At 73.3% G+C, this 21,542-nt stretch carries 18 protein-coding genes, 1 tRNA gene and 1 riboswitch; of the genes, 7 read left to right on the top strand and 12 right to left on the bottom strand.

Features of this window, described 5'->3' with window-relative positions; translation table 11 throughout:
- Positions 1 to 75: 75 nt before the first annotated feature.
- Positions 76 to 567 (bottom strand): gamma-glutamylcyclotransferase family protein, encoded by a 492-nt coding sequence (locus ABZ497_RS19985; RefSeq protein ID WP_359806960.1) that lies wholly within the window; start codon positions 565 to 567, stop codon positions 76 to 78.
- Between the two features lie 167 nt (positions 568 to 734).
- On the opposite strand from ABZ497_RS19985, the gene ABZ497_RS19980 reads away from it, so the two are divergent.
- On the top strand, positions 735 to 1,724 hold the full coding sequence (locus ABZ497_RS19980) for an EamA family transporter (RefSeq protein WP_359806958.1): 990 nt from the start codon (positions 735 to 737) through the stop codon (positions 1,722 to 1,724).
- On the opposite strand, the gene ABZ497_RS19975 is transcribed toward ABZ497_RS19980, so the two are convergent.
- A complete protein-coding gene (locus ABZ497_RS19975) occupies positions 1,678 to 2,280 on the bottom strand; it encodes a dihydrofolate reductase family protein (RefSeq protein ID WP_359806956.1) in 603 nt (200 codons plus the stop codon). The genes ABZ497_RS19980 and ABZ497_RS19975 overlap by 47 nt on opposite strands.
- 106 nt (positions 2,281 to 2,386) lie before the next feature.
- Between ABZ497_RS19975 and ABZ497_RS19970 the strand changes: the two genes are divergently transcribed.
- The gene (locus ABZ497_RS19970; RefSeq protein WP_359806953.1) at positions 2,387 to 2,962 is read left to right on the top strand and encodes a TetR family transcriptional regulator; all 576 of its coding nucleotides are present in this window, start codon (positions 2,387 to 2,389) and stop codon (positions 2,960 to 2,962) included.
- A 112-nt stretch (positions 2,963 to 3,074) separates the two neighbouring features.
- On the opposite strand, the gene ABZ497_RS19965 is transcribed toward ABZ497_RS19970, so the two are convergent.
- The 6 genes from ABZ497_RS19965 to ABZ497_RS19940 form a co-directional block, all read right to left on the bottom strand.
- Positions 3,075 to 4,148: a PhlD gene (locus ABZ497_RS19965; protein WP_359806950.1), complete on the bottom strand. Its 1,074-nt coding sequence runs from the start codon at positions 4,146 to 4,148 to the stop codon at positions 3,075 to 3,077.
- Between the two features lie 318 nt (positions 4,149 to 4,466).
- The gene (locus ABZ497_RS19960) at positions 4,467 to 4,991 is read right to left on the bottom strand and encodes a hypothetical protein (RefSeq protein WP_359806947.1); all 525 of its coding nucleotides are present in this window, start codon (positions 4,989 to 4,991) and stop codon (positions 4,467 to 4,469) included.
- 85 nt (positions 4,992 to 5,076) lie between these two features.
- Positions 5,077 to 6,738, bottom strand: coding sequence for an ABC transporter ATP-binding protein (locus ABZ497_RS19955; RefSeq protein WP_359806946.1), 1,662 nt, complete (start codon positions 6,736 to 6,738; stop codon positions 5,077 to 5,079).
- Between the two features lie 16 nt (positions 6,739 to 6,754).
- Entirely contained in the window at positions 6,755 to 7,747 is a 993-nt protein-coding gene (locus ABZ497_RS19950; protein WP_329490711.1) for an ABC transporter permease, read from the bottom strand.
- 117 nt (positions 7,748 to 7,864) lie between these two features.
- Entirely contained in the window at positions 7,865 to 9,619 is a 1,755-nt protein-coding gene (locus tag ABZ497_RS19945) for an ABC transporter substrate-binding protein (RefSeq protein ID WP_359806943.1), read from the bottom strand.
- 69 nt (positions 9,620 to 9,688) lie between these two features.
- On the bottom strand, positions 9,689 to 10,672 hold the full coding sequence (locus ABZ497_RS19940; RefSeq protein ID WP_359806940.1) for an ABC transporter permease: 984 nt from the start codon (positions 10,670 to 10,672) through the stop codon (positions 9,689 to 9,691).
- Between the two features lie 295 nt (positions 10,673 to 10,967).
- Positions 10,968 to 11,064: riboswitch (ZMP/ZTP riboswitch) on the top strand.
- 29 nt (positions 11,065 to 11,093) lie between these two features.
- On the opposite strand from ABZ497_RS19940, the gene ABZ497_RS19935 reads away from it, so the two are divergent.
- Positions 11,094 to 12,581, top strand: a complete 1,488-nt coding sequence (locus ABZ497_RS19935) for a glycine hydroxymethyltransferase (protein WP_359806937.1) — start codon at positions 11,094 to 11,096, stop codon at positions 12,579 to 12,581.
- A 49-nt stretch (positions 12,582 to 12,630) separates the two neighbouring features.
- Here ABZ497_RS19935 and ABZ497_RS19930 read toward each other — a convergent pair whose 3' ends face one another.
- The gene (locus ABZ497_RS19930) at positions 12,631 to 14,070 is read right to left on the bottom strand and encodes an aldehyde dehydrogenase family protein (RefSeq protein WP_359806934.1); all 1,440 of its coding nucleotides are present in this window, start codon (positions 14,068 to 14,070) and stop codon (positions 12,631 to 12,633) included.
- Positions 14,071 to 14,595: 525 nt separating this feature from the next.
- On the opposite strand from ABZ497_RS19930, the gene ABZ497_RS19925 reads away from it, so the two are divergent.
- Entirely contained in the window at positions 14,596 to 15,585 is a 990-nt protein-coding gene (locus ABZ497_RS19925) for a class I SAM-dependent methyltransferase (protein ID WP_329490715.1), read from the top strand.
- 84 nt (positions 15,586 to 15,669) lie between these two features.
- Here ABZ497_RS19925 and ABZ497_RS19920 read toward each other — a convergent pair whose 3' ends face one another.
- Both ABZ497_RS19920 and ABZ497_RS19915 read right to left on the bottom strand, forming a co-directional pair.
- Positions 15,670 to 17,349 (bottom strand): APC family permease, encoded by a 1,680-nt coding sequence (locus tag ABZ497_RS19920; RefSeq protein WP_359806931.1) that lies wholly within the window; start codon positions 17,347 to 17,349, stop codon positions 15,670 to 15,672.
- A gap of 312 nt (positions 17,350 to 17,661) precedes the next feature.
- Positions 17,662 to 17,749: transfer RNA gene (locus tag ABZ497_RS19915), tRNA-Leu, on the bottom strand.
- 373 nt (positions 17,750 to 18,122) lie between these two features.
- On the opposite strand from ABZ497_RS19915, the gene ABZ497_RS19910 reads away from it, so the two are divergent.
- On the top strand, positions 18,123 to 18,596 hold the full coding sequence (locus ABZ497_RS19910; RefSeq protein ID WP_329492345.1) for an ATP-binding protein: 474 nt from the start codon (positions 18,123 to 18,125) through the stop codon (positions 18,594 to 18,596).
- A gap of 9 nt (positions 18,597 to 18,605) precedes the next feature.
- On the opposite strand, the gene idi is transcribed toward ABZ497_RS19910, so the two are convergent.
- The gene (gene idi, locus ABZ497_RS19905) at positions 18,606 to 19,259 is read right to left on the bottom strand and encodes an isopentenyl-diphosphate Delta-isomerase (protein WP_359806928.1); all 654 of its coding nucleotides are present in this window, start codon (positions 19,257 to 19,259) and stop codon (positions 18,606 to 18,608) included.
- A gap of 467 nt (positions 19,260 to 19,726) precedes the next feature.
- Between idi and ABZ497_RS19900 the strand changes: the two genes are divergently transcribed.
- Together ABZ497_RS19900 and ABZ497_RS19895 are read left to right on the top strand one after the other, a co-directional pair.
- On the top strand, positions 19,727 to 20,482 hold the full coding sequence (locus ABZ497_RS19900) for a phosphocholine cytidylyltransferase family protein (protein ID WP_329490718.1): 756 nt from the start codon (positions 19,727 to 19,729) through the stop codon (positions 20,480 to 20,482).
- The gene (locus ABZ497_RS19895; protein ID WP_329490719.1) at positions 20,470 to 21,531 is read left to right on the top strand and encodes an iron-containing alcohol dehydrogenase family protein; all 1,062 of its coding nucleotides are present in this window, start codon (positions 20,470 to 20,472) and stop codon (positions 21,529 to 21,531) included. Before ABZ497_RS19900 ends, ABZ497_RS19895 begins: the two co-directional genes overlap by 13 nt.
- Positions 21,532 to 21,542 lie beyond the last annotated feature (11 nt).

Here is a 21,542-nt window from a genome sequence, read left to right as displayed (position 1 = left end):
GTCGGCGGGGGCGCGGGACGCCGCGGTGTCCCGCGCCCCCGCGTGCGATCCGGTCCCGGGCCAGGCCTGCCCCGTTCAGCGTTCGGTGCGGCGGGTCCAGTCCCCGGAGGGGATCAGCGCCGGGTGGACCCGCAGACGGGCGGCGACGGCGGGGCCGGCCAGGTAGACCCAGGCGTCCTCGGTGGACCCGGCCACCGTCCGGACGGCCAGCCGCTCGCGCACGTACTCTCCCGTCCCGTCGGCCCGGCAGTCCTCCAGCCGGTCGAGCGCCGCGAGCGCGGCGGCGTACCCGCCGGGGCGCACGGTGACCAGCTCGCCGAGGATCCGCCGGCCCGGTGTGCCGTCCGGCACCGCGTACGGGAAACCCGGGCCGTCGTGCAGCGCGGCACCCTCCAGTACGGCCGGCCGGATGTCCGCGCAGCGCCCGGCCAGGTGCACGGCGTGGTTGCGGCCGCCGGTGCGGAGCGTGCCGTAGACGAAGAACGGCAGGGCGCCGGGCCGGGCGCCCGGCGGGCCGGCCGTCGGCCCGTCGGCTGTCGGCGTGTCGGCTGTCGGTGCGTCGGACAAGGGGCCTCCCGGTGCGTGCTCCCCCGGCCGGGGGAGCGCCCACCGTAGCGCCCGCCCCGCGCGCGCCCCCGGGCGGCGGCGACCGTCTGGTGATACCCACTGGCGCGCGGGTGCGGTGATGCGCTGTCATGACGGTTGACCGCCAGTACCGTCCTAGGGGGACACCCATGACAGCGCCCGTCTCACGCACGCCCGCCAAGGCCCCGGCCGGCAGACCCGCCGACGCCGTCCCCGGTCCGGCCGGCCTGGGAAAGGCGGTCTGGCTGGCGCTCGCCGTGGTGTACGTGGTGTGGGGCTCGACGTATCTGGCGATCCGGATCGCCCTGGAGACGATGCCCTCCTTCCTCTCCGCCGGGGCGCGCTTCCTCGTCGCCGGGCTGCTGCTGGGCGGTTTCGTGCTGTTCCGCGAGGGGTGGGCCGGGCTCCGGCTGGACCGGCGGCAGTTCGGCTCCTCCGCGCTGGTCGGCCTGTTGCTGCTGACCGGCGGCAACGGGCTGGTGGTGCTCGGCGAGAACTCCATCCCGTCGGGGCTGACGGCGCTGCTGGTGGCGGCCGTCCCGCTCTGGATGGTGCTGCTCACGGCGGCCACCGGTGACCGGCCCAAGCCCGTGGAACTGTCCGGGGTGCTGCTCGGGCTGGCCGGGCTCGCGGTGCTCTCCGCGCCCGCGATCGGCGGGGACATCGCACCGGCCGGCGTGATCGCGGTCATCTGCGCCACGCTGACCTGGGCGGCCGGCTCGTTCGCCGCCAAGCGGATCCCGTTGCCGGGCAACGTCTTCGCGGGGAGCGCGTACCAGATGATCGTGGGCGGCCTGGGCAACGTGGTGATCGGACTGGCCCGGGGGGAGCAGCAGGGTCTGGACGTCGGCGCCTTCTCCACCCGGTCCTGGCTGGCGCTCGGCTACCTGGTGGTGGTCGGTTCGCTGGTCGGCTTCACCGCCTACGCCTGGCTGCTGCAGTCCGCGCCGCTGACCCTGGTCGCCACGTACGCGTACGTGAACCCGGTGGTGGCCGTGCTGCTCGGCTCGCTGGTGCTGGCCGAACCGCTGACCGGCCCCACCCTGGTGGGTGGGGCGATCGTGGTGGTCGGTGTCTGTCTGGTGGTCAGCGTCAGCCGGTTGCCGGCGCGGGCACCCCGGACGCCTTCGCGTAGGTGAGGACGAGCACGCCGTTGGCCAGCACCCGGGTGTCGACCAGGGTGAAGGCGTTCGGTGAGAACCCGGCCCGGAAGAGCGGGATGCCGGAGCCGACCGCGACGGGGTTGAGCTTGACGATCAACTCGTCGATCTCGGGCAGCAGTTGACCGGCGAGGTCGCCGCCGCCGCAGAGGTAGATGCCGAGGCCCTCCTCCTGCTTCAGCCGGCGCACCAGGTCGAGCGGCTCCTCCGCGGTGACCTCGACGGCCGGGTCCGGGCTGCTGGTGAGCGAGCGGGAGACCACGATCTGGCGCAGGTGGGCGTAGGGGCTGGAGAGGCCCGCGGCCAGGCCCGGCTCGTAGCTGGCGCGGCCCATCAGGACGGTGTCGAAGCGCTCGTTGGGCGCGTCCGCCAGGCCGAACGCGGCGCGGGCGGGGGTCGGCAGTGCGTCGCCCATCTCGCCGGTCAGGAAGGGGAGGGCCCCGGGGATGTAGGGGTCGAAGAACCCGAAGTCGCCGTCCGGGGCTGCGATGTAACCGTCGAGGGTGGCGGCGACGTAGTAGGTGAGCTTGCGCATTCACGTCCTTGGAGACCCGGTCGAAGGCCCTGCGCCCTCAACCACTCCGGCTATAGTACTCAGTCTGTAGTGGTTGTCCAGATGTTTCTGAAGGAGGATCAGGGCCGTGGTCCAGAACCCCGCTCGCCGTACCGCCCTCACCGACGCCGCCATCGACGTCCTCGCCCGCGAGGGCGCCCGGGGACTCACCTTCCGCGCGGTCGACGTACAGGCGGGCGTCCCCGCCGGCACCGCGTCCAACTACTTCGCCAACCGCGACGACCTGCTCCACCAGACCGCCCGTCACATCCACCACCGGCTCACCCCGGACGCGGCCGTCATCGCCGAGCTGCTGCGGGCCCCGCGCGACCGCGCCCTGGTCACCGCCCTGATGCACGACCTGCTGGGCCGGATCACCGCCGAGCGGGCCGGGTACCTGGCGCTGCTAGAACTGCGGCTGGAGGCCACCCGTCGGCCGGACCTGCGCGCCGAGCTCACCGGCACGATCCGCGAGCAACTGGAGGCGAACATCGCCTACCACGTGGGCGAGGGCCTCCCGGGCGACCGTGAGACGGTCGTCGTCCTCTACCTCGCGATGACCGGGCTGCTGGTCGAACACCTCACCCTTCCCGAGGTGCTGGGCGCCGACGGCCTCGCCGCGCTGGTCGGGACGATGGTCGAGCGGATCGTGCCGAGCGCCTAGCGGGAGCGGGCGGGCCGCCGCTCGGCGTCCCGTCGCTGCTCGCACTCCTGGAGACCTGCTGGCGACCTTCCGTCGACGCCGAGAGGGGTGGCGGCGGCGCCCCGCCGCCCGCTCAGTCGGCGGGGCCGTCGGCCCAGGTGACGAGCAGGGCGCTGAGGGCGACCCCCGGCCCGAGGCCGAAGACCAGGCCCCGCGCACCGGCGGCCGGGGGCGTCCGGTGGGTCCGGGCCAGGACGGAGAAGACCGTCGCCCCGCCCAGGTTGCCCTCCTCGGCGAGCACCGCCTTGGAGTGCCGGAGGAAGTCCTCGTCCACGCCGAGCAGCGTACCGAGCCGGTCGAGGATCGCGGGGCCGCCCGGGTGCAGCACACCGAAGTCGAGCTCCCGGGCGTCGTGCCGGTTCAGCCAGTCGAGCAGGGCCGGCCCCAGGTCGGTGACCGAGCGGAGCGAGGCTCGGGTGGAGGCGAAGTGGTCGCCGCGGTCGTCGGTCAGCTTGCGGTACCGGTCGGTGGACCCCGGCACGGTGTACTCGAAGCGGTGGCCGAGGCGCAGCCCGGGCGTGCGCCGCTCGCCCGTGACGACGGCCGCGCCGACGAGGTCCCCCCAGAGCCCCTTGTAGATCTGGTCCTCGATCGACGTCCGGCTGTCCTGGTAGAGCGAGGAGAGCGACTCGCCCGCGACCACCAGGACGACGCCGCCCGGGTTTCCGGCCAGGTACTCCTGGGCCGCGATCAGGACGTGCGCGCCGCCCGCGCAGGCCAGCTGCGTCATCGGCCGGCGGCTGATGTCCGGGCGGAGCCCGAGCCGCTGCTGGAGCAGGATGTCCAGCCCCGGCACCCCGTCACCGGTGGCACTGCTGACGACGACGCAGTCGACGTCCGCGGTGCCCGCCCTCGCGTTCGCCAGCGCCTCGCGGGCGGCGCTCTCGGCGGCGGCCAGCAGGTCGGCCATGGTGGTGGTCTTGCGCTCGGCGGCGGTGCGGTCGGGCGAGGTGACGACCTCGTACGGCTGGAAGTACCGGCGGGTGCCGGGCAGGTTGCTCAGGGCCATCCGTACCGTCTGGGCCTGCCGGGGCGAGTAGCCGGGATTGCGGGCGAGGATGTCGTCGCGTATCCGTTCGGCGCGGACGAGGTGGGGGCCCGCGACCACGGCCGGTCGGCCGACGTACGCGGTGGTCGGGGTAGGCATGTCGCGGCGTCCTCGGAGCGTCCGTACCGCACCCGGGCGGGTGCGGCAGTCGGCACCCGTGCGGTGGCCGTACGGAGCGCGTCGACACGCTGTGACGCACCGTGACACTCACGGGATCCCCCCACCGGATACTGACGTCCCCACGCTACCTGTCCCGCTCCGGGATTTCCGCCGGATGGTGGGCCTGATGGGGGCCGGGTGACCGTGGGTGGGCACGGTACGGCCCCGGGCGGAGCACCGCCGCGACTACGCAGAGTCGCTGTCGTGGGGTGGGTCTCGGTGCACGGGACGGTCGGGGGCCCCGTGCACCGGGCCGGCTCAGCCGGCGTTCCCCAGCGCGGCCTCGCAGAGTCGCTCCGCCAGTTCACCGAAGGCAGTGCCCAGTTCCTCGTCCGCGATCCCGCTCGCATAGGCCTGGAAGGCGAGCGCCGCCTGGGCCTGGACGGCCGGCGTGGCGTAGCCCGGGTCGATCGGGAACGGCTCGCCGGGCGGCCAGGGGAGCGGCCAGTGCCGCGGCCACGGCAGCCGCCGGTCCGGCGGGGTCGGGCACCAGTCGTCCCCCACCTCGGTGAGGATGCCGCCCGGGTCTGCGCCGGACAGCCGGGCGGTGATGGCCGCGTTGGCCACCGCGTTGACCGTCCCGGCGACGGCCAGCCGCAGCTCGGTGGCGCCGGGCGGAAGCGGTTGGGGGTTGAGCCCGGCCTGCCCGCCGCCGTGCGCGGCCAGGTGGACGTGGCGGGTGGGCCCCAGGACGGGCAGGTGCGGGCGGATGCCGTCCAGGGCCTCGGGGTGGAGCCGGCCCAACAGCTGGAGCAGGGTGGCGGATTGGCTGACGAGGGTCATCGGGAACCCCTTCCGGGGTGACGGGGGTCGCTGCCGGTAGCCGATCGTATGCGGATCGTGCCGCCGGGCGGCCGCCGACACACCCTCAGTGCGCGGCGGCGAGCAGCTCCCGGGTGTAGTCGGTGTGCGGGGCGGCGAACAGCCGGTCGCGGTCGGCCGATTCGACCAGTCGGCCGCCGTGCATCACCGCGACGCGGTCGCAGAAGTGCCGCACCACGGCGAGGTCGTGCGAGACGAAGAGGAAGGCGACGCCCAGGCGTTCGCGCAGCTCCATCAGCAGGTTGAGCACCTGGGCGCGGACCGAGACGTCCAGCGCGGAGACCGGTTCGTCGGCGATGATCAGGCGCGGTTCGGGCGCGAGTGCCCGGGCGATGCCGATCCGCTGGCGCTGGCCGCCGGAGAACTCGTGCGGATAGCGGTTCAGGTGGCCGGCCGCCAGCCCGACCTGCTCCAGCAACTCGGCGGACCGCTCGCGCCGTTCGGCGGGGCCGAGGGCGGTGTGCAGGCGCAGCGGCGTGTCCAGGGTCTGGGCGACGGTGCGGCGCGGGTTGAGCGAGGCGTACGGATCCTGGAAGACCAGCTGGATCTCGCGGGCGAGCCGGCGGCGCAGCGCCCGGTCGGGGGCGGTGACGTCGATCCCGTCGTAGCGCACCCGGCCGGCGGTCACCGGCTGCAGGCCGGCCAGCACGCGTGAGGTGGTGGACTTTCCGGAGCCGGACTCGCCGACCAGCCCGAGCGTCTCACCGGGCGCGATCCGCAGGCTCACGCCCTCCACCGCGCGGACGGGTTCGCCGCGCCGGCCGGTGGGGCGCCGCCGCCCGGGGAAGTGCACGGCGAGCTCCTCGACCTCCACCAGCGGGCGGTCGGGGGCGGCGCCCGCCCGTGGCGCGAAGGTGAAGGACGGCGACGGTTCGTCGACGGTGGCCAGCGGTGTGCCCGGCACGGTGTCCGCGGTCAGCGCCGCGCCCACCAGGGCCCGGGTGTAGGGCTGTCGCGGCGCCGCCAGCAGCTCGGCGGTCGGCGCGGACTCGACCTGCCGGCCGTCGCGCAGCACCAGTGTGCGGTCGGTCGTCCCGGCCACCACGCCGAGGTCGTGGCTGACCAGCAGCACCGCGGTGCCGTGCTCGCGCTGCAACTCGCCCAGCAGGTCGAGGACCTGCCGCTGGACGCGGGCGTCCAGCGCGGTGGTCGGCTCGTCGGCGATCAGCACGTCGGGGTCGTTCATCAGTGCCATGGCGATCATCACCCGCTGGCGCATGCCGCCCGAGAACCGGTGCGGGTGGTCGCCGGCCCGGGCGGCCGGGATGCCGACCCGGTCCAGCATGGCGACGGCCCGCCGCCGGGTCTCGGCACGGCCGGCGCCCGGGTGGTGCAGCCGGTACATCTCGGCCAGCTGCGCACCCACGCCGTGGAACGGACTGAGCGAGGTGAGCGCGTCCTGGAAGACCAGGGCGACCCGGCCGCCGCGCACCTCGCGCAGCACGGACTCACCGGCGCCGACCAGCTCCCGGCCGGCGAGCCGGATCGAGCCGGTGACGGTGGTGGTGCGCGGGTCGTGCAGGCCGAGCACGGCCAGGCCGGTCGCGGACTTGCCGGAGCCGGACTCGCCGACCAGGCCGAGGACTTCACCCCGGGCGAGGTCGAAGGAGAGGCTGCGGACGGCGTGCACGGGAGCGCCGCCGCGCGGGTCGGCGAAGGCGACGGAGAGGTCGCGGACGCTCAGCACCGCTTCGGTGGAGGGGGTCATCGGTACTCCAGAGGGGTCAGCTGAGACGGATGCGGGGATCGAGCCAGGCCACCGCGAGGTCGGCCAGGGCGACGAACAGCACCACGAAGCAGGCGGCGAGCAGGACGGCGCCGACCACGGCCGGCAGGTCCTGCCCGGAGACGGCCTCGGCGGCGAAGGTGCCCACGCCGTTCAGCCCGAACACCGTCTCGGTGATCACCGCGCCGCCGAGCAGCGCGCCGGCCTCCAGCCCGAGCAGCTGCACCAGCGGACCGGCGGCGCCGCGCGAGGTGTACTTGAGGTGGGTGCGCACCCGGCCGAGGCCCTTGCCGCGCGCGGTGCGGACGTACTCCTCGTTCATCGTCTCCAGCAGCTGGGAGCGCGAGAGCCGGGCGAAGACGGCCGAGTTGACGAAGCCGAGGACGAGCCAGGGCAGCAGCATGCCGCCCGCCCAGGCGGCCGGGTCCTCGGCCGGCGGGGTGTAGGAGGGCAGCGGCAGCAGGCCGGTCGAGTAGACCAGCGCCCACTGGGCGACGTACCCGAGGAAGTAGATCTGCACGCTGGCGCCGACCAGGGTGAAGCCGGAGAGCAGCCGGTCCGTCCTGGTCCCGTGGCGCAGGGCGGAGACGAAGCCGGTGCCGAGCCCGAACAGCACCAGGACGGCGAGCGCGCCGGCGGTGAGCGAGAAGGTCACCGGCAGGTGGTCGACCAGGGCCTCGGTGACGGGCTGGTGGAGCCGGTAGGAGTAACCGAGGCAGGGTGCGTCGCAGTGGATGACCGAGCCGTCGACGTCCGCGATGTCCCGTCCGGCCACGACTCCGGCGAGGTAGTCGGTGTACTGGGTGAGCAGCGGCTGGTCCAGGCCCATGCTCTGGCGGACGGCCGCGACCTGGCCGGAGTCGCAGCGCGGGCCGCAGGCCGCGCGGGCCGGGTCGGCGGGGGCGGCGTAGAAGAGGGCGAAGGCGGCGGCGGAGACCGCGACCAGGACGGCGAGGGCCTGGAGGGTCCGCCGCAGGGCGAAGGAGAGCATGGCCGGTCCGGGGTCGAGGGGGGACGGGGTCGAGGGGCACGGCGGGGGCGGTCTGGGCCGGGCGGCCCGGCCCGTGGCACGGGCCGGGCCCCCGGGACGGCCCCGGGGCCGGGCGGGTCAGGACTTGAGGTAGAGCCAGGCCAGCCCGACCGAGCCGTAGATCGGGTGGACGAACGCCCCGCCGACGTTGCTGCCGCGCAGCTGGTTCACGGCCGGGTAGGCGAAGGGCAGCACCGGTACGTCCTTCATCACCGTCTGCTCCAGCGCGTACAGCTCCTTGGCCTTGGCGCGCGGCTCGCCGATCTGGTTGATCCGGTCGATCTCCCTGTCCACCTCGGCGTTGCGGTAGCGGGCGGAGTTGAGGTCGCCGTTGGCCCGGCCGTCGAAGGAGAACGGGACCAGCGTGGAGGGGGTCGGCCAGTCGACCGAGCTGGTCTCCTCGAACAGGTCGTACGGGGAGTCGGCGCGGTGCGCCTCGTCCAGCAGCGCCTTGGGGTCGACCGGCTTCGGCACGATGGTGATGCCGGCCTTGGCGAAGCCCTCCACCAGCACCTGGGCGACCCGCTGCCCGTTCGGCGTGGAGGCGTAGGCGTAGGTCAGCGCGGCCGGCGGCTGCTTGGCCCGGGCGAGCGCCTGCTTGGCGGCCTCCGGGTCGCCCTCCGGCTTGGCCGGGTACAGGTCGTACTTCTGCCAGTCGACCAGGGCGGGGGAGCTGAGCGTGGTGGCCAGCTCGCCGACCCGGGAGCCGCCCTGGACCTGGCGCGCCTGCTGGCGCGGGTAGGCCAGGTGCAGGGCCTTGCGGACCTCGACGTCCGGCACCCGCTCGTTGTTGATCACGAGCTGGGTGACGAAGGCGCCCTGGCGGCCGGAGACCACCAGCTCCTTGGCCTTCGGGTCGGTGTCCACGTTCTGGTAGAGCTCGGGGGAGAGCTGGGTCGCCACCGTGGTGGCGTCGGCGCCGCCGTCCCGGCCGGAGAGGATCTCCTGGTTGATGTTGAGCGCCTCCTTGCCGAAGGTGAAGACGAACCTCTCCGGGTACTGCGAGCGGATCGGGTCGGTCTCCGCCTTCCAGTGCGGATTGCGCTCCAGCACCAGCCGGGTGTTCTGGACGTGCTCGGCGATCCGGTACGGGCCGCTGGCGAACGGCAGCCGGTCGTAGTCCGTGCCGGTGTCCTTGTCCCTGCGCACCGGCGAGGAGGAGGACTGCGCGGCCATGTACGGCACGTCGGCCTGCGGCTGCGGGAAGTGCAGGACGAGGGTGCGGTCGTCCGGGGTCTCGATCGCGGCGAGGTCGCCGTCCTGCGGGCCGGCGTACTTCTTGCGCGCGTCGTCGTAGCTGGCCTCGCCGGTGAGCCACTGCGGCCAGTACGGCGGGCCGACCTCGTAGCCCTTGCCGAAGGAGCGCTCGATGCCGTACTTGACCTGCTGGGAGGTGATCGGCTGCCCGTCCTCCCAGGCCACGCCCTCCTTCAGCCGGTACGTCCAGGTGCGGCCGCCGTCGGCCGGGGTCCCGGTGTCGGTGGCGAGGTCGCCGACCAGCCTGGCCTTGCCGTCCACCACCTGGTACTGGGTCAGCTGGCGGCCCCAGAGCAGCGAGGTGTTGTACGCGGCGCCGGCGTAGACCTTCTGCGGGTCGAGGTGGCGGAAGTCGGTGGTGTTGTAGACGTTCACGGTGCCGCCCGGGCGGGCGCCGGGGACGGCGGGGGCCGGGCCGGCGCTCTCCTTCTCGGTGCCGAGCGCGGCGGTCAGCGGCGAGGACTCCCGGGCGGTGGCCCCGGCGCCGGTACCCGGGGTGGAGCCCGCGCCGGCCGAGCAGGAGGTCGCCAGCACCGCGGTGGCGACGACGGCGAGGGACGGTTTGATCCAGCGCATGGCGGAACTCTCCTTGCCCCGGAGACGGGGCGATCGGGTGAAGAGGGAGGGAGGAGGGGAAGGCGGCGCTCAGCGCGCGGCGCGCGGGTCGAGCGCGTCCCGGACGGCGTCGCCGAGCAGGTTGAAGGCGAGCACGAAGAGCAGCAGTGCCACGCCGGGGAAGAACATGTAGGTGGGGTCGGCCTGGAAGACCTCGGAGCCCCGCGCGATCATCCGGCCCCAGTCCGGGACGGGCTCGTTGATGCCCACGCCGAGGAAGGACAGCACCGCCTCGGAGGCGACGAACGTCGGCACCGCCATCGTGGCGTGCACCAGGAGCTGCGCCCGGACATTCGGCAGGAGTTCGCGGAACACGATATGGAATCCGCTCGCCCCGAGCGCCCGGGCGGACTGCACGAAATCCCTTTCCCGAAGTGACCGGACGGCGGCCCGGAGGGAAAGCGCGAGCGGAATCCAGCCGAACGCGGAGAAGACCAGGATCAGCACCAGGAACTGCATCCACTCGGGTTCGGCGGTGTCCGGGTCGACCAGCCGGGACTGGATGACGGGGCTGAGCGCGAGCAGCAGGAGCAGGGTCGGAAAGGCCAGCAGCACGTTGGAGAGGAAACCGAAGAGCCGGTCCGTGATCCCGCCGAGGTAGCCCACCGCGACGCCGGCCAGTACCCCGAGCGTGGTGGTGACGGCGGCCGAGGCGAAGGCGATCAGCAGTGAGGTGCGGATGCCGTAGAGCAGCTGGGTGAGGACGTCGCGGCCGAGCCCGGGCTCCAGGCCGAACCAGAAGTCGGCCGAGATGCCGCCGTTCGGCGCCATCGGCAGTCCGCCGTCGCTGAGCAGGCCGGGAGTGTTCTGGCCGTAGTGCTCGACCGGGTTCCTGCCGTAGAGGGTGGCGATCAGCGGGGCGGCGAGCGCGAGCAGCAGGAAGACCACGACGACCGCGAGCGCGGTGGCCGCGACCCGGTCGCGGCGGATCCGGCGCAGCAGGCCCTGCGGGGCCCGCGCGGCGGCGGGCGCCGTCCCGGCGGACGGCTCTGCGACTGTCTCGACCACTGCCATGAGAGGCGTACTCCCCGAATTCTCCGCCGCCCCGTGGGTGAGGGTGCGCTGGTGTGCATGTGACGGCCGGCCTGCGGGGGTTTCCCGGCGGCCTGCCGAACGCCATCAGATCGGACGCCGCCGGATTTCCGCAAATCATTCCCGGCGGAGTTCGGGTGCAATGTTTCGGGAATTGTGACGGCTTCATTCCGCCGCAATACTGCCGTTGCAGAAGAACGGTCATACCGGGGCAAAGGAGGCGGCCCGTCCCGCATTCTGAGATCTCCGCCACAGCGGCCGGGGCATTGGTACGATCCCGGTGAGCCGCGACTGGCGCGCACGGATGGAACCGACCATCGGGAAGCGGCTCCGTGCACCCGCACGCCAAGTTGCCGAGCGCCTGGGCCGTCCGTACTCGTCCACCCGTCACGAGGAGACCGCCTTGGCCACCCCCGTCAGCCCTGCCGCGCCCGACGCCGCCGCACCGCACACCGCCGCGAGTGCCACCGCCAACACCGCCTTCCGCAGTGCCCTCGACGTCGTCCGCGAGGTGGAGCCGAGGATCGCCGCCGCCATCGGCCGGGAGATCGACGACCAGCGCGCCTCGCTCAAGCTGATCGCCAGCGAGAACTACGCCTCCCCGGCCGTCCTGCTCGCCATGGGCAACTGGCTCAGCGACAAGTACGCCGAGGGCACCGCCGGCCGCCGCTTCTACGCCGGCTGCCGCAACGTCGACACGGTCGAGACGATCGCCGCCGAGCACGCCCGCGCGCTCTTCGGCGCGGACCACGCCTACGTCCAGCCGCACTCCGGCATCGACGCCAACCTGACCGCCTTCTGGGCCGTCCTCTCCCAGCGCGTCGAGAGCCCCGCCCTGGAGCGCGCCGAGGTCCGCAACGTCAACGACCTCACCGAGCAGGACTGGGCCGAGCTGCGCCACGAGCTGGGCAACCAGCGGATGCTCGGCATGTCCCTGGACACCGGCGGCCACCTCACGCACGGCTTCCGGCCGAACATCTCCGGCAAGATGTTCGAGCAGCGCAGCTACGGCACCGACCCGGTCACCGGCCTGATCGACTACGACGCGCTGCGGGCCACCGCCCGCGAGTTCCGCCCGCTGATCCTGGTGGCCGGCTACTCCGCCTACCCGCGACTGGTGAACTTCCGCGTCATGCGCGAGATCGCCGACGAGGTCGGCGCGACCCTGATGGTCGACATGGCGCACTTCGCCGGCCTGGTCGCGGGCAAGGTGCTCACCGGCGACCACGATCCCGTCCCGCACGCCCACATCGTCACCACCACCACCCACAAGTCGCTGCGCGGTCCGCGCGGCGGCATGGTGCTCTGCACCGCCGAGCTGGCCGAGCACGTCGACCGCGGCTGCCCGCTGGTCCTCGGCGGCCCGCTCTCGCACGTGATGGCCGCCAAGGCGGTCGCCTTCGCCGAGGCCCTCCGCCCCGAGTTCCGCACGTACGCCCGCGGCGTCGTCGACAACGCGCGGGCCCTCGCCGAGGGCCTGCTGCGCCGGGGCGGCACGCTGGTCACCGGCGGCACGGACAACCACCTGGTGCTCGCCGACGTCTCCGGCTACGGCCTGACCGGCCGGCAGGCCGAGGCGGCGCTGCTGGACTCCGGCATCGTCACCAACCGCAACTCCGTCCCGCAGGACCGCAACGGCGCCTGGTACACCTCCGGCGTCCGGCTCGGCACCCCCGCGCTGACCACCCGGGGCCTGGGCACCGCCGAGATGGACGAGATCGCCGCCCTGATCGACACCGTCCTGCGCGCCACCACTCCCGTCGCGACCTCCGCCGGCGCGCGGTCCAAGGCCCAGTACACCCTGGACGACGCGGTCCGCGAGGGCGTCGCCAAGCGCGCCGCCGACCTGCTGGCGGGCTTCCCCCTCTACCCGGGCGTCGACCTGGTCTGAGACCCGCGCGGCCCGGCCCCCGCGGGGGCCGGGCCGCGTGCCGGCGTGCTCAGTACTGCAGCGACTTGAGCTGCAGGAACTCCTCCAGGCCGGGGCGGCCCAGCTCGCGGCCGAGGCCCGAGTTCTTGTAGCCGCCGAACGGGGCGAGCGGGTTGAAGCGACCGCCGTTGAGGTCGACCTGGCCGGTGTCGAGGCGGCGGGCGAAGGCGGCGGCGGTGTCGGTGTCCGCCGCCCAGACGCCGCCGGCCAGGCCGTACTGGGTGCCGTTGGCGAGTTCGGCGGCGTGGTCCTCGTCGCGGTAGGCGAGGACGGCCAGCACCGGGCCGAAGACCTCCTCCTGGGCGACCGTCATGTCATTGGTGACGTCGGCGAGGACGGTCGGCCGGACGTAGAAGCCGGTGTCCAGACCGGCCGGGGCGTCCGGCCCGCCGACGACCAGCCGGGCGCCCTCGGCGAGCGCGCCGGTGATGTAGCCGCGCACCCGCTCCCGCTGCCGGGCGCTGACCACCGGGCCGATCCGGGTCCGCGGATCGGCCGGATCGCCCGGGAGGTACTTGGCGGCGGCCTTCGCGGCGAGTCCGACCGCCTCCTCGTACTGGTCCTGGTGCACCAGCAGCCTGGTCCAGGCGCTGCACGTCTGCCCGGAGTTGGCGAACACGTTGGCGACGTTGACGTTGACCGCCCGGGCCAGGTCGGCGCCGGGCAGCACCACGTTGGCCGACTTCCCGCCCAGCTCCAGCGCGACCCGCTTGATGCCCCGACCGGCGGTCTCGGCGACGGTCCGGCCCACGGCGGTGGAGCCGGTGAACGAGACCACGTCCACCTCCGGGTGCCCGACCAGGGCCGCGCCCGCCACCGCGCCGGTGCCGGTGACCAGGTTGAACACCCCGGCGGGGAACCCCGCTTCGTGGACCAGCCGCGCGAACAGCCGGGCGACCAGCGGGGCGTCCTCGGCGGGCTTGAGCACCACCGGGCAGCCGGCCGCCAGGGCCGGTACGACCTTGGCCACGATCTGGTGCAGCGGGTAGTTCCACGGCGTGATCGCCGCGACCACCCCGGCCGGCTCGGCGAGCACCACCGAGTTCCCGATCCGCTCCTCGAAGGGGTACTCGGCGAGCAGCGCGAGGTAGGAACCGGCCACGGCCAGCGGCAGGCCGGCGTGCACGGCGGTCGCGAAGCCGACCGGCGCGCCCAGCTCGGCGACCACCGTGTCGGCTATCTCCTCCTGGCACCCGGCCAGGCCGTCCCGCAGCCGGGTGAGCAGCGCCAGCCGCTCCGCGCGGGAGGTGGCGGCCCAACTCCGGGCCGCCCGGCGGGCGGCGGCCGCGGCAGCGGCGACGTCGGCCGTGCCGCCGGCGGGGACGGTGGCGAGCACCTGTTCGGTCGCCGGGTTCAGTACCGTGATCGACCCGGCGTCCAGCGAGGGCCGCCATTCGCCGTCGATGTACTGGTCGCCGTACTGGGTGCCCTGCTCCGCGTCCTGCTGCACCGGGTGGTCCTCTCATCGGATCGTCCGCCCGAGGAGCCGCGCGGGGCCGCCGCTGGGGGCCGCCGGAGGTCGCTCGGGGGTCGCTGGGGGTCGCTGGCCAAAGGGCCAGTCAAGGCCGCCCGGGCAGCCCGGCGCAAGAGCCGGCCCCCTGTGCTGCCCGGCCTCCTAGCCCTCCGGCCCCTACCGCCCCGGGGATGGTGACAAAACGGGCACGCGAGCGGCAGTATGGACGAACCGGTCCTCCCGGGCCGCCGTCCCGCCGAGTGCTCACAAACGCGCACCGGACGAAAACGTCCGTGCGACATCTCCTCAACTCCGGACAGCGGACGGTAGATTGCGGCGCACTCCGGTGTGCGTCACTACCGTGGGCAGCGGGTTCGAACGGCGTCCGCCCACGCCGGTCCGCAGGCTGCTCCGGAAGGCCGGGCGGTGACGTCCGTCACCGGCCCGCGCACCCGTGCGGCGGGCGGGTCCGCGCCGGAGGTCGTTCCCAGTGGTCGTCCGCACCGTGTGAGGAGCAACTTCGTGACCGACGCCGCGCTGAGCGCCGAGCAGTACCGGCCCACCGAGCCGGGCCGGCTCGACGACGTCCCCGGCTGGTTCTGGGACCACGACCGCCACCTCTTCGAGTGGTTCCTCGACCGCCAGGAGAAGGCGGGCGTCACCGGGGACCTGCTGGAGATGGGCGCCTACCTGGGGCGCAGCGCGATCGTGATCGGCGACCACCGGCAGCCCACCGAGACCTTCACGGTCTGCGACCTCTTCGACTCGGACGCCCCGGACGACGAGAACGCCGCCGAGATGTCCATGTCCTACCGGAAGTCGCTCACCCGGAAGGCGTTCGAGTCCAACTACCTGTCCTTCCACGACGCACTGCCCGAGATCATCCAGGCGCCCACCTCGGCACTGGCCGACGGCCGCCTCCCGGCCGGCGCGTTCCGCTTCGTCCACATCGACGCCTCGCACCTCTACGAGCACGTGGTGGACGACCTCCGGGTGGCCCGGGCAGCGCTCCAGCCGGAGGGCGTGGTGGTCCTGGACGACTACCGCTCCGCGCACACCCCGGGCGTCGCCGCCGCCACCTGGGAGGCGGTGTTCAACGGGGGCCTCACCCCGATCGTGCTGAGCGAGAGCAAGTTCTACGGCACCTGGGGCGATCCGGAGCCCGCCCGGCGCGCCCTGCTGGACCGGACCGGGCTGGCCGAGGGCGTCCAGCTCGCCGTCGAGCACCTGAACGGCCAGCGGGTGGTCCGGGTCGGCGGCAGCTCCCACGGCATCGCCCCGTTCCGCCCCTCGCGCCACCACGACCGGCTGGCCGCCGAGGCCGCCCGCCGGGAGGCGGAACGGGCGGAGGCGGAGGCCCTGCGCGCCCAGCAGGAGGCCGACGTCGACCTCGCCGTCCGCCGCGCCCGCGCCGCCGAACGCCGCCGCCCCGCCAACGTCGCCAAACGCGTCGCGGGCGACCTCCTCCCCCCGGTCCTCACCGCCGCCATCCGCCGCGCCCGCCGCGGCTGACCACCCCGGCGCACGCGTCCGCACCACGCCGAAGGGGCGTGCCGGCGGGTCGGCACGCCCCTTCGGCGTGGTGCGGCGGGTCGGTCAGACCCGGGAGGCCTCGCCGGTCTGGCGGGGCAGGGTGGCCGCGGGGCCGGCGGCATCGGCGGCATCGGCGGCGGCCGTCTCGGCCAGTTCCCGCTTGACGGCGGCCAGCGAGGGGTTGGCCCAGGCGCTGGCCACCCCCCAGCGGTAGAAGGCGAGACCGATCAGGGCGACGATCAGCAGGTCCCAGCCCTCGGGGAGGTAGCCCCGGCCGCCGAAGTCGGCGCTGCCGGCCCAGGAGACGGCGGCCATCACGAACAGGTAGGCGATCATCCAGGCGCCGGCCTTGAGGTGCGGCTTGAGCTCGGCCCACGGCTTGCGCAGCTCGTACCAGGCCCAGATCGGCAGGCCGGCGGCCATCAGCAGGATGACCTTGCCGGTCAGCGGCCAGCGGGCCCAGTAGAGCACCAGCGAGCCGAAGACCATCGCCACCGGGGCGATCACCGGCATCGCGCGCAGCCGGACCGGTCGCGGCAGTTCGGGGGCGAGGCGGCGCAGCGCCATCACCGCGACCGGGCCGGTGACGTACGAGATCACGGTGGCGACCGAGACGATCTCGGCGAGCGAGCCCCAGCCGCGGAAGACCGCCAGGAAGAGGAAGGCGATCAGCAGGTTGAGCAGCAGGGCCGGGCGCGGGATGCCGGTCCTGGGGTCGACCCGGCCGAAGATCCTGGGCAGGTGGCCGTTCTCCTGCACGCCGTGGATCATGCGCGAGGTGGTGGCGGCGTAGATCATGCCGGTGCCGCTGGGGGAGACGAAGGCGTCCGCGTACAGCAGCAGCGCGAGCCAGTTGAGGCCCCAGGCGATCGACAGGTCGGCCAGCGGCGAGGTGTAGCCGAGCCCGCTCCAGCCGTTGCTGAGGTCCGCCGTCGGGACGGCGCCGAGGAAGGCCACCTGCAGCGCGACGTAGATCACCAGGGCGATCAGGATCGAGCCGATCACGGCCTTGGGCAGCGACTTACCGGGGTCGCGGGCCTCGCCGGCCAGGTTCAGCGGGGACTGGAACCCGTTGAAGGCCCAGACGATGCCGGAGACGGCGACCGCCGTGAACACCGCGCTCCAGCCGTTCGGCGCGAAGCCGCCGTGGTCCGTGAAGTGGGCGGTGTCGAAGTGCGCCAGCAGCAGGGCGCCCGCGGTCAGCGTCGGCACGACCACCTTGAACACGGTGATCGCGGTGTTGGTCTTGGCGAACAGCGTGATCGCGAACCAGTTCAGCGCGAAGTAGCCGACCAGCAGCACGCTCGCCACGGCGACCCCGCTGACCGATAGCTCCTCGCCGTCGAACAGGCCCTTCGCCCACCCGAAGTGCCAGGAGCTCATGTACTGCACCGAGGCGGTGGCCTCGCCGGGGATCACCGAGACGATGGCGATCCAGTTGGCCCAGGCCGCCAGGTACCCGGCGAGCGAGCCGTGCGAGTACTGCCCGTACCGCACCATCCCGCCGGCCTTGGGGAACATCGACCCGAGCTCGCTGTAGGTCAGCGCGATGGTGAGCGCGACCGCGGCGCCGATCACCCAGGCGACGATCGAGGCCGGTCCGGCGAGCCGGGCGGCCCGCTCGGCACCGAAGAGCCAGCCGGAGCCGATGATCGAGCCGAGGCCCACGGCGGTGAGGCTGATGGTGCCGAGCGAACGGCGGTAGTGCTGATGGGAAGCCGTCGTCGACTCAGGCGCGCTCAACGTATCGGTCCTCTGTCTCCTGGGGTTCCGGACAAACGCACAGCAGACTATGGTGCGAAATGGGACGAAAACCTCAGATGAAGCTCAGATCATCCGATTGTTGCCATCTCGTGTCCGAAGATCGGACACGTACGGACCCCGGGCGGCCTTGATCCGCAGTGCCCCCTGTGCTCCCTGTGCCCCCTGTGTCCCTGTGCACCCGCCCGTGCCGCCCCATTCCCGCAGAGCCGCCGGCGCAGGCTCCCGCCGACCCGTCCGGGCAAAAAGAAATTCCCCGCAGGAACTCTTTCGAGTTCCTGCGGGGAATTGTTCTGGTGTCCGAGGGGGGACTTGAACCCCCACGCCCGATAAAGGGCACTAGCACCTCAAGCTAGCGCGTCTGCCATTCCGCCACCCGGACAGGGTGTGTGCTTCGGGGGCTTTCTGCTCGCCCCCTCGGCGACAGAGAGAACATTACCAGGGTTCTGGAGTGCTTCTCACCTGCGTTTCCCCGGGTGGGGACCACCGGGGTGGCGGGGATGGGTCGCAGGACTGAGCGAAGCGGTGGTTCAGGGGCGGGAAGCGGTCGGACTGTGACCGGCGGGCGGTCGGGAACGGGCGGGAGTGGTCCGACACGGGCAAGTTGTCGACGGTGCGGCCGTGCCGGGGGCGGCTCTCCTAGCCTCTGTGGACCGAGGGCGCCATGAGCGGAACGCCTGATTCCCGGGGTCGCGGACGAAGGGCGGCTGGACGTGGAGCAGATCAGCGGGGCGGCGGAGGCCGAGCCCAGACGTGTGGCGTCCGGATGCCCGGCATCCGGACGCGCCGGGAGCGGGCCGGCCGAAGGGGTGTGGCGGTTCCCGGTGCCGGCGGTGGAGGCCTCGGTGCCGCGGACCAGGCACGCGGTGCGGGACCGGCTGCTGGCCCAGGGGATGGCGGGGGTGCGCTACCAGGAGCTGGTGGACGACCTGCTGCTGATCGTCTCGGAGCTGGTGGGCAACGCCGTGACGCACGCCGCCGAGCTGTCGCCGGAGGTGACCACCGAACTCGTGGTCGGAGCGGGCTGGGTCCGGGTGTCGGTCGAGGACGGCGACCCGTACCGGCCGAAGGCCCTGGAGAGCGACGCCGGGCGGACCGGCGGGCGGGGGCTGCTGCTGGTGAAGAGCGTCACCCTGCAGGCGGGCGGGGTCTGCGACGTGGAGCGGACGGGGGAGGGCGGCAAAGTGGTCTGGGCCTCGCTGCCCATCCCCCGGGAGGACGCGCGGTAGCGGGTGGTCCTACCAGTCCCGGCCGGCGATCTCGCGGATGCCGGGCAGCGCGGCCTCGAAGACGGTCCGGAACCACACCGAGAACGGCCGCTCCTCCTGGAGCTCGCGCAGCTCCTGCGCGGACACGAAGGCGAAGTCGTCCACCTCGTCCGGGTCGGGCACGACGTCGGCGGTGACCAGGCCGACGAACAGGTGGTTCCACTCCCGCTCGATCAGGCCGGAGGCCTCGTCCGGCAGGTCGTACCGGACGGTGCCGGCCTCGCAGAGGAGCGCGGGGGCGACGCCCAGCTCCTCGGCGGTGCGCCGGGCCGCGGCGACGAACGGCGGCTCGTCGGGGTACGGGTGGCCGCAGCAGGTGTTCGACCAGACGCCGGGGGAGTGGTACTTGCCGAGGGCCCGGCGCTGGAGCAGGAGCCGTCCCTGGCGGTCGAAGAGGAACACCGAGAACGCCCGGTGCAGTCGGCCCGGCTGCTGGTGGGCCCAGTGCTTCTCGGCGGTGCCGATCGTGACGCCCTCGTCGTCGACGAGCTCCAGCAGGATCTCGGTGCCGGCGGGCGCTCCGGCCGCGGCTCGGGGGTCGGCCGTCACGTCGGTCTCCACGTCGAGACCGGTGTCGATCTCCGAGGTGAAGTGCGTCGGGCTGGTCGGCGGACTCTGGGGCATGAGGCCTCTTTCGGGGGCAATGGGAGCACCGGTGGCGTCGTGCCCCAGTCTGCCGTACGGGTGGCGGTCCGCAGGCGTCCCACACACAACAGGGCGGATCATGACCGTTCCCGCACCATTCCCGGTATCGGAATGGGCGACGGATTAGCAGAGGCGTTCGGAACGCGTTCGGCGCCCGTTCGATTCCGACGGCGTGCGGACGGTGAACGGACACCCCGACGGCACCCCTCCTTCACCGCCGCCGGACCCGGCGTCCGCCCGGGCCACCGGCCGCGTTCGGGCTGGTCGCCACGGTCGCCTACCATCACTGATGACACGGTGCCCGCATCCTCGCCGGCATCGGCGCGCCACCCCGACGGCCTGCGGCGGCGCACGGTCCGGCGGCTTGCGGCAGCGCACAGCCCGCCGGGCGGCTGCGGCGTTCGGCCCGACGGATCAGCACAGCACGACGGATCAGGAGACCCCGCATGATCGGCCTCGTTCTGGCAGCCGGCGCCGGCCGCCGGCTGCGCCCGTACACCGACACCCTGCCGAAGGCGCTGGTGCCGGTCGACGGGGAGCGGACCGTCCTGGACCTCACCCTCGGCAACTTCGCCGAGGTCGGCCTGCGCGAGGCGGCGATCGTCGTCGGCTACCGCAAGGAGGCGGTCCAGGACCGCAAGGCGGCCCTGGAGCAGAAGTACGGCGTGAAGCTCACCCTGGTCGAGAACGACAAGGCCGAGGAGTGGAACAACGCCTACTCCCTCTGGTGCGCGCGCGAGCTCTTCGGCGAGGGCCTGCTGCTGGCCAACGGGGACACCGTGCACCCGGCCTCCGTCCAGCGGACCATGCTGGAGGGCAACCGGCGCCTCACCGAGGAGGGCCGCGCCCCCGGTATCCTGCTCGCCCTCGACACGGTGAAGAAGCTCGCCGACGAGGAGATGAAGGTCGTCGTCGACCCGGCCACCGGCATGCGGCGCATCACCAAGCTGATGGAGCCGGCCGAGGCGACCGGCGAGTACATCGGCCTCACCGTGATCAACCCGTCGGCCGCCGCCGACCTCACCGACGCGCTGCGCGCCACCTACGAGCGCGACCCGCAGCTGTACTACGAGGACGGCTACCAGGAGATGGTCGACCGCGGTCTGCGGATCGACGTGCAGCCGATCGGCGAGGTCTCCTGGGTCGAGGTCGACAACCACGACGACCTGGCCAAGGCGCGGGAGATCGCGTGCCAGTACTGACGCGGCTGGTGCCGTCGCCGGTCTTCGTGGAGATCCGCTCGGGGGCGCTCGACGCCCTCGGGGGGATCCTCGCCGACCAGCGGCTCTCCACCTCGGGCCGGATCGCGGTGGCGATCAGCAACGGCTCCGGGGCGGTGCTGCGCGAGCGGCTGGAGCCGGCCCTGCCGGGCGCCGACTGGTACAACGTCGACGACGGCAGCCTCGACAGCGCGGTGCGCCTGGCGGACGCGATGCGCGGCGGCCACTACGACGCGATCGTCGGCCTCGGCGGCGGCAAGATCATCGATGCCGCCAAGTACGCCGCCGCGCGGGTCGGCCTGCCGGTGGTCGCGGTGGCCACCAACCTCGCGCACGACGGCATCTGCTCTCCCGTCTCCACCCTCGACAACGACGCCGGCCGGGGGTCCTACGGCGTGCCCGGCCCGATCGGCATCGTGGTCGACCTCGACGTGATCCGGCAGGCTCCGCCGCGCTTCGTGGCGGCCGGCATCGGCGACGTCGTCTCCAACATCTCCGCCTGCGCGGACTGGGAGCTGTCCCAGGCCGAGACCGGCGAGCCGGTGGACGGACTGGCCGTGGCGATGGCCCGTTCGGCGGGCGAGAACCTGCTGCGACACCCAGGAAACCTTCAGGATCAGGACCTCCTGACAGCGCTCGCGGAAGCCCTGGTACTGTCCGGCATCGCGATGAACATCGCCGGCAGCACCCGGCCCTCGTCGGGGGCCTGCCACGAGATCTCGCATGCCCTGGACGTGCTGTATCCCAAGCGATCCGCCCAGCACGGCGAACAGGTCGGCCTCGGGGCCGCCTTCGCCAGCTTCCTGCGGGGCGAGCGCGAGCTGACCGGTCTGATCGTGGAGCGCCTGTCGCGCCACGGCCTGCCGGTGACCGCAGCTCAGATCGGCTTCACCGAGGCGGAGTTCACCGAGGCGGTGCACTACGCTCCGAACACCCGCCCGGGCCGCTTCACCATTCTTGAGCACCTCGACCTCTCCCCCTCAGCGATCAGGGACGCGTACGCCGACTATGTCCAAGCCGTCAACAGCTGACCCCGCCACGA

The organism is Kitasatospora sp. NPDC005751, assembly GCF_040630835.1.
In the GTDB taxonomy this organism is placed as follows: domain Bacteria; phylum Actinomycetota; class Actinomycetes; order Streptomycetales; family Streptomycetaceae; genus Kitasatospora.
The sequence above is the reverse complement of the archived record's forward strand: the minus strand, read 5'-3'. Positions and strand labels throughout refer to the sequence as shown.

Bases quoted from the DNA above. Each gene is read 5' to 3' on its own strand.
- ABZ497_RS19980 (WP_359806958.1), top strand. From the start codon at position 735: ATGACAGCGCCCGTCTCACGCACGCCCGCCAAGGCCCCGGCCGGCAGA.
- ABZ497_RS19975 (WP_359806956.1), bottom strand. From the start codon at position 2,280: ATGCGCAAGCTCACCTACTACGTCGCCGCCACCCTCGACGGTTACATC.
- ABZ497_RS19965 (WP_359806950.1), bottom strand. From the start codon at position 4,148: ATGCCTACCCCGACCACCGCGTACGTCGGCCGACCGGCCGTGGTCGCG.
- ABZ497_RS19960 (WP_359806947.1), bottom strand. From the start codon at position 4,991: ATGACCCTCGTCAGCCAATCCGCCACCCTGCTCCAGCTGTTGGGCCGG.
- ABZ497_RS19955 (WP_359806946.1), bottom strand. From the start codon at position 6,738: ATGACCCCCTCCACCGAAGCGGTGCTGAGCGTCCGCGACCTCTCCGTC.
- ABZ497_RS19950 (WP_329490711.1), bottom strand. From the start codon at position 7,747: ATGCTCTCCTTCGCCCTGCGGCGGACCCTCCAGGCCCTCGCCGTCCTG.
- ABZ497_RS19945 (WP_359806943.1), bottom strand. From the start codon at position 9,619: ATGCGCTGGATCAAACCGTCCCTCGCCGTCGTCGCCACCGCGGTGCTG.
- ABZ497_RS19940 (WP_359806940.1), bottom strand. From the start codon at position 10,672: ATGGCAGTGGTCGAGACAGTCGCAGAGCCGTCCGCCGGGACGGCGCCC.
- idi (WP_359806928.1), bottom strand. From the start codon at position 19,259: ATGCCCCAGAGTCCGCCGACCAGCCCGACGCACTTCACCTCGGAGATC.
- ABZ497_RS19900 (WP_329490718.1), top strand. From the start codon at position 19,727: ATGATCGGCCTCGTTCTGGCAGCCGGCGCCGGCCGCCGGCTGCGCCCG.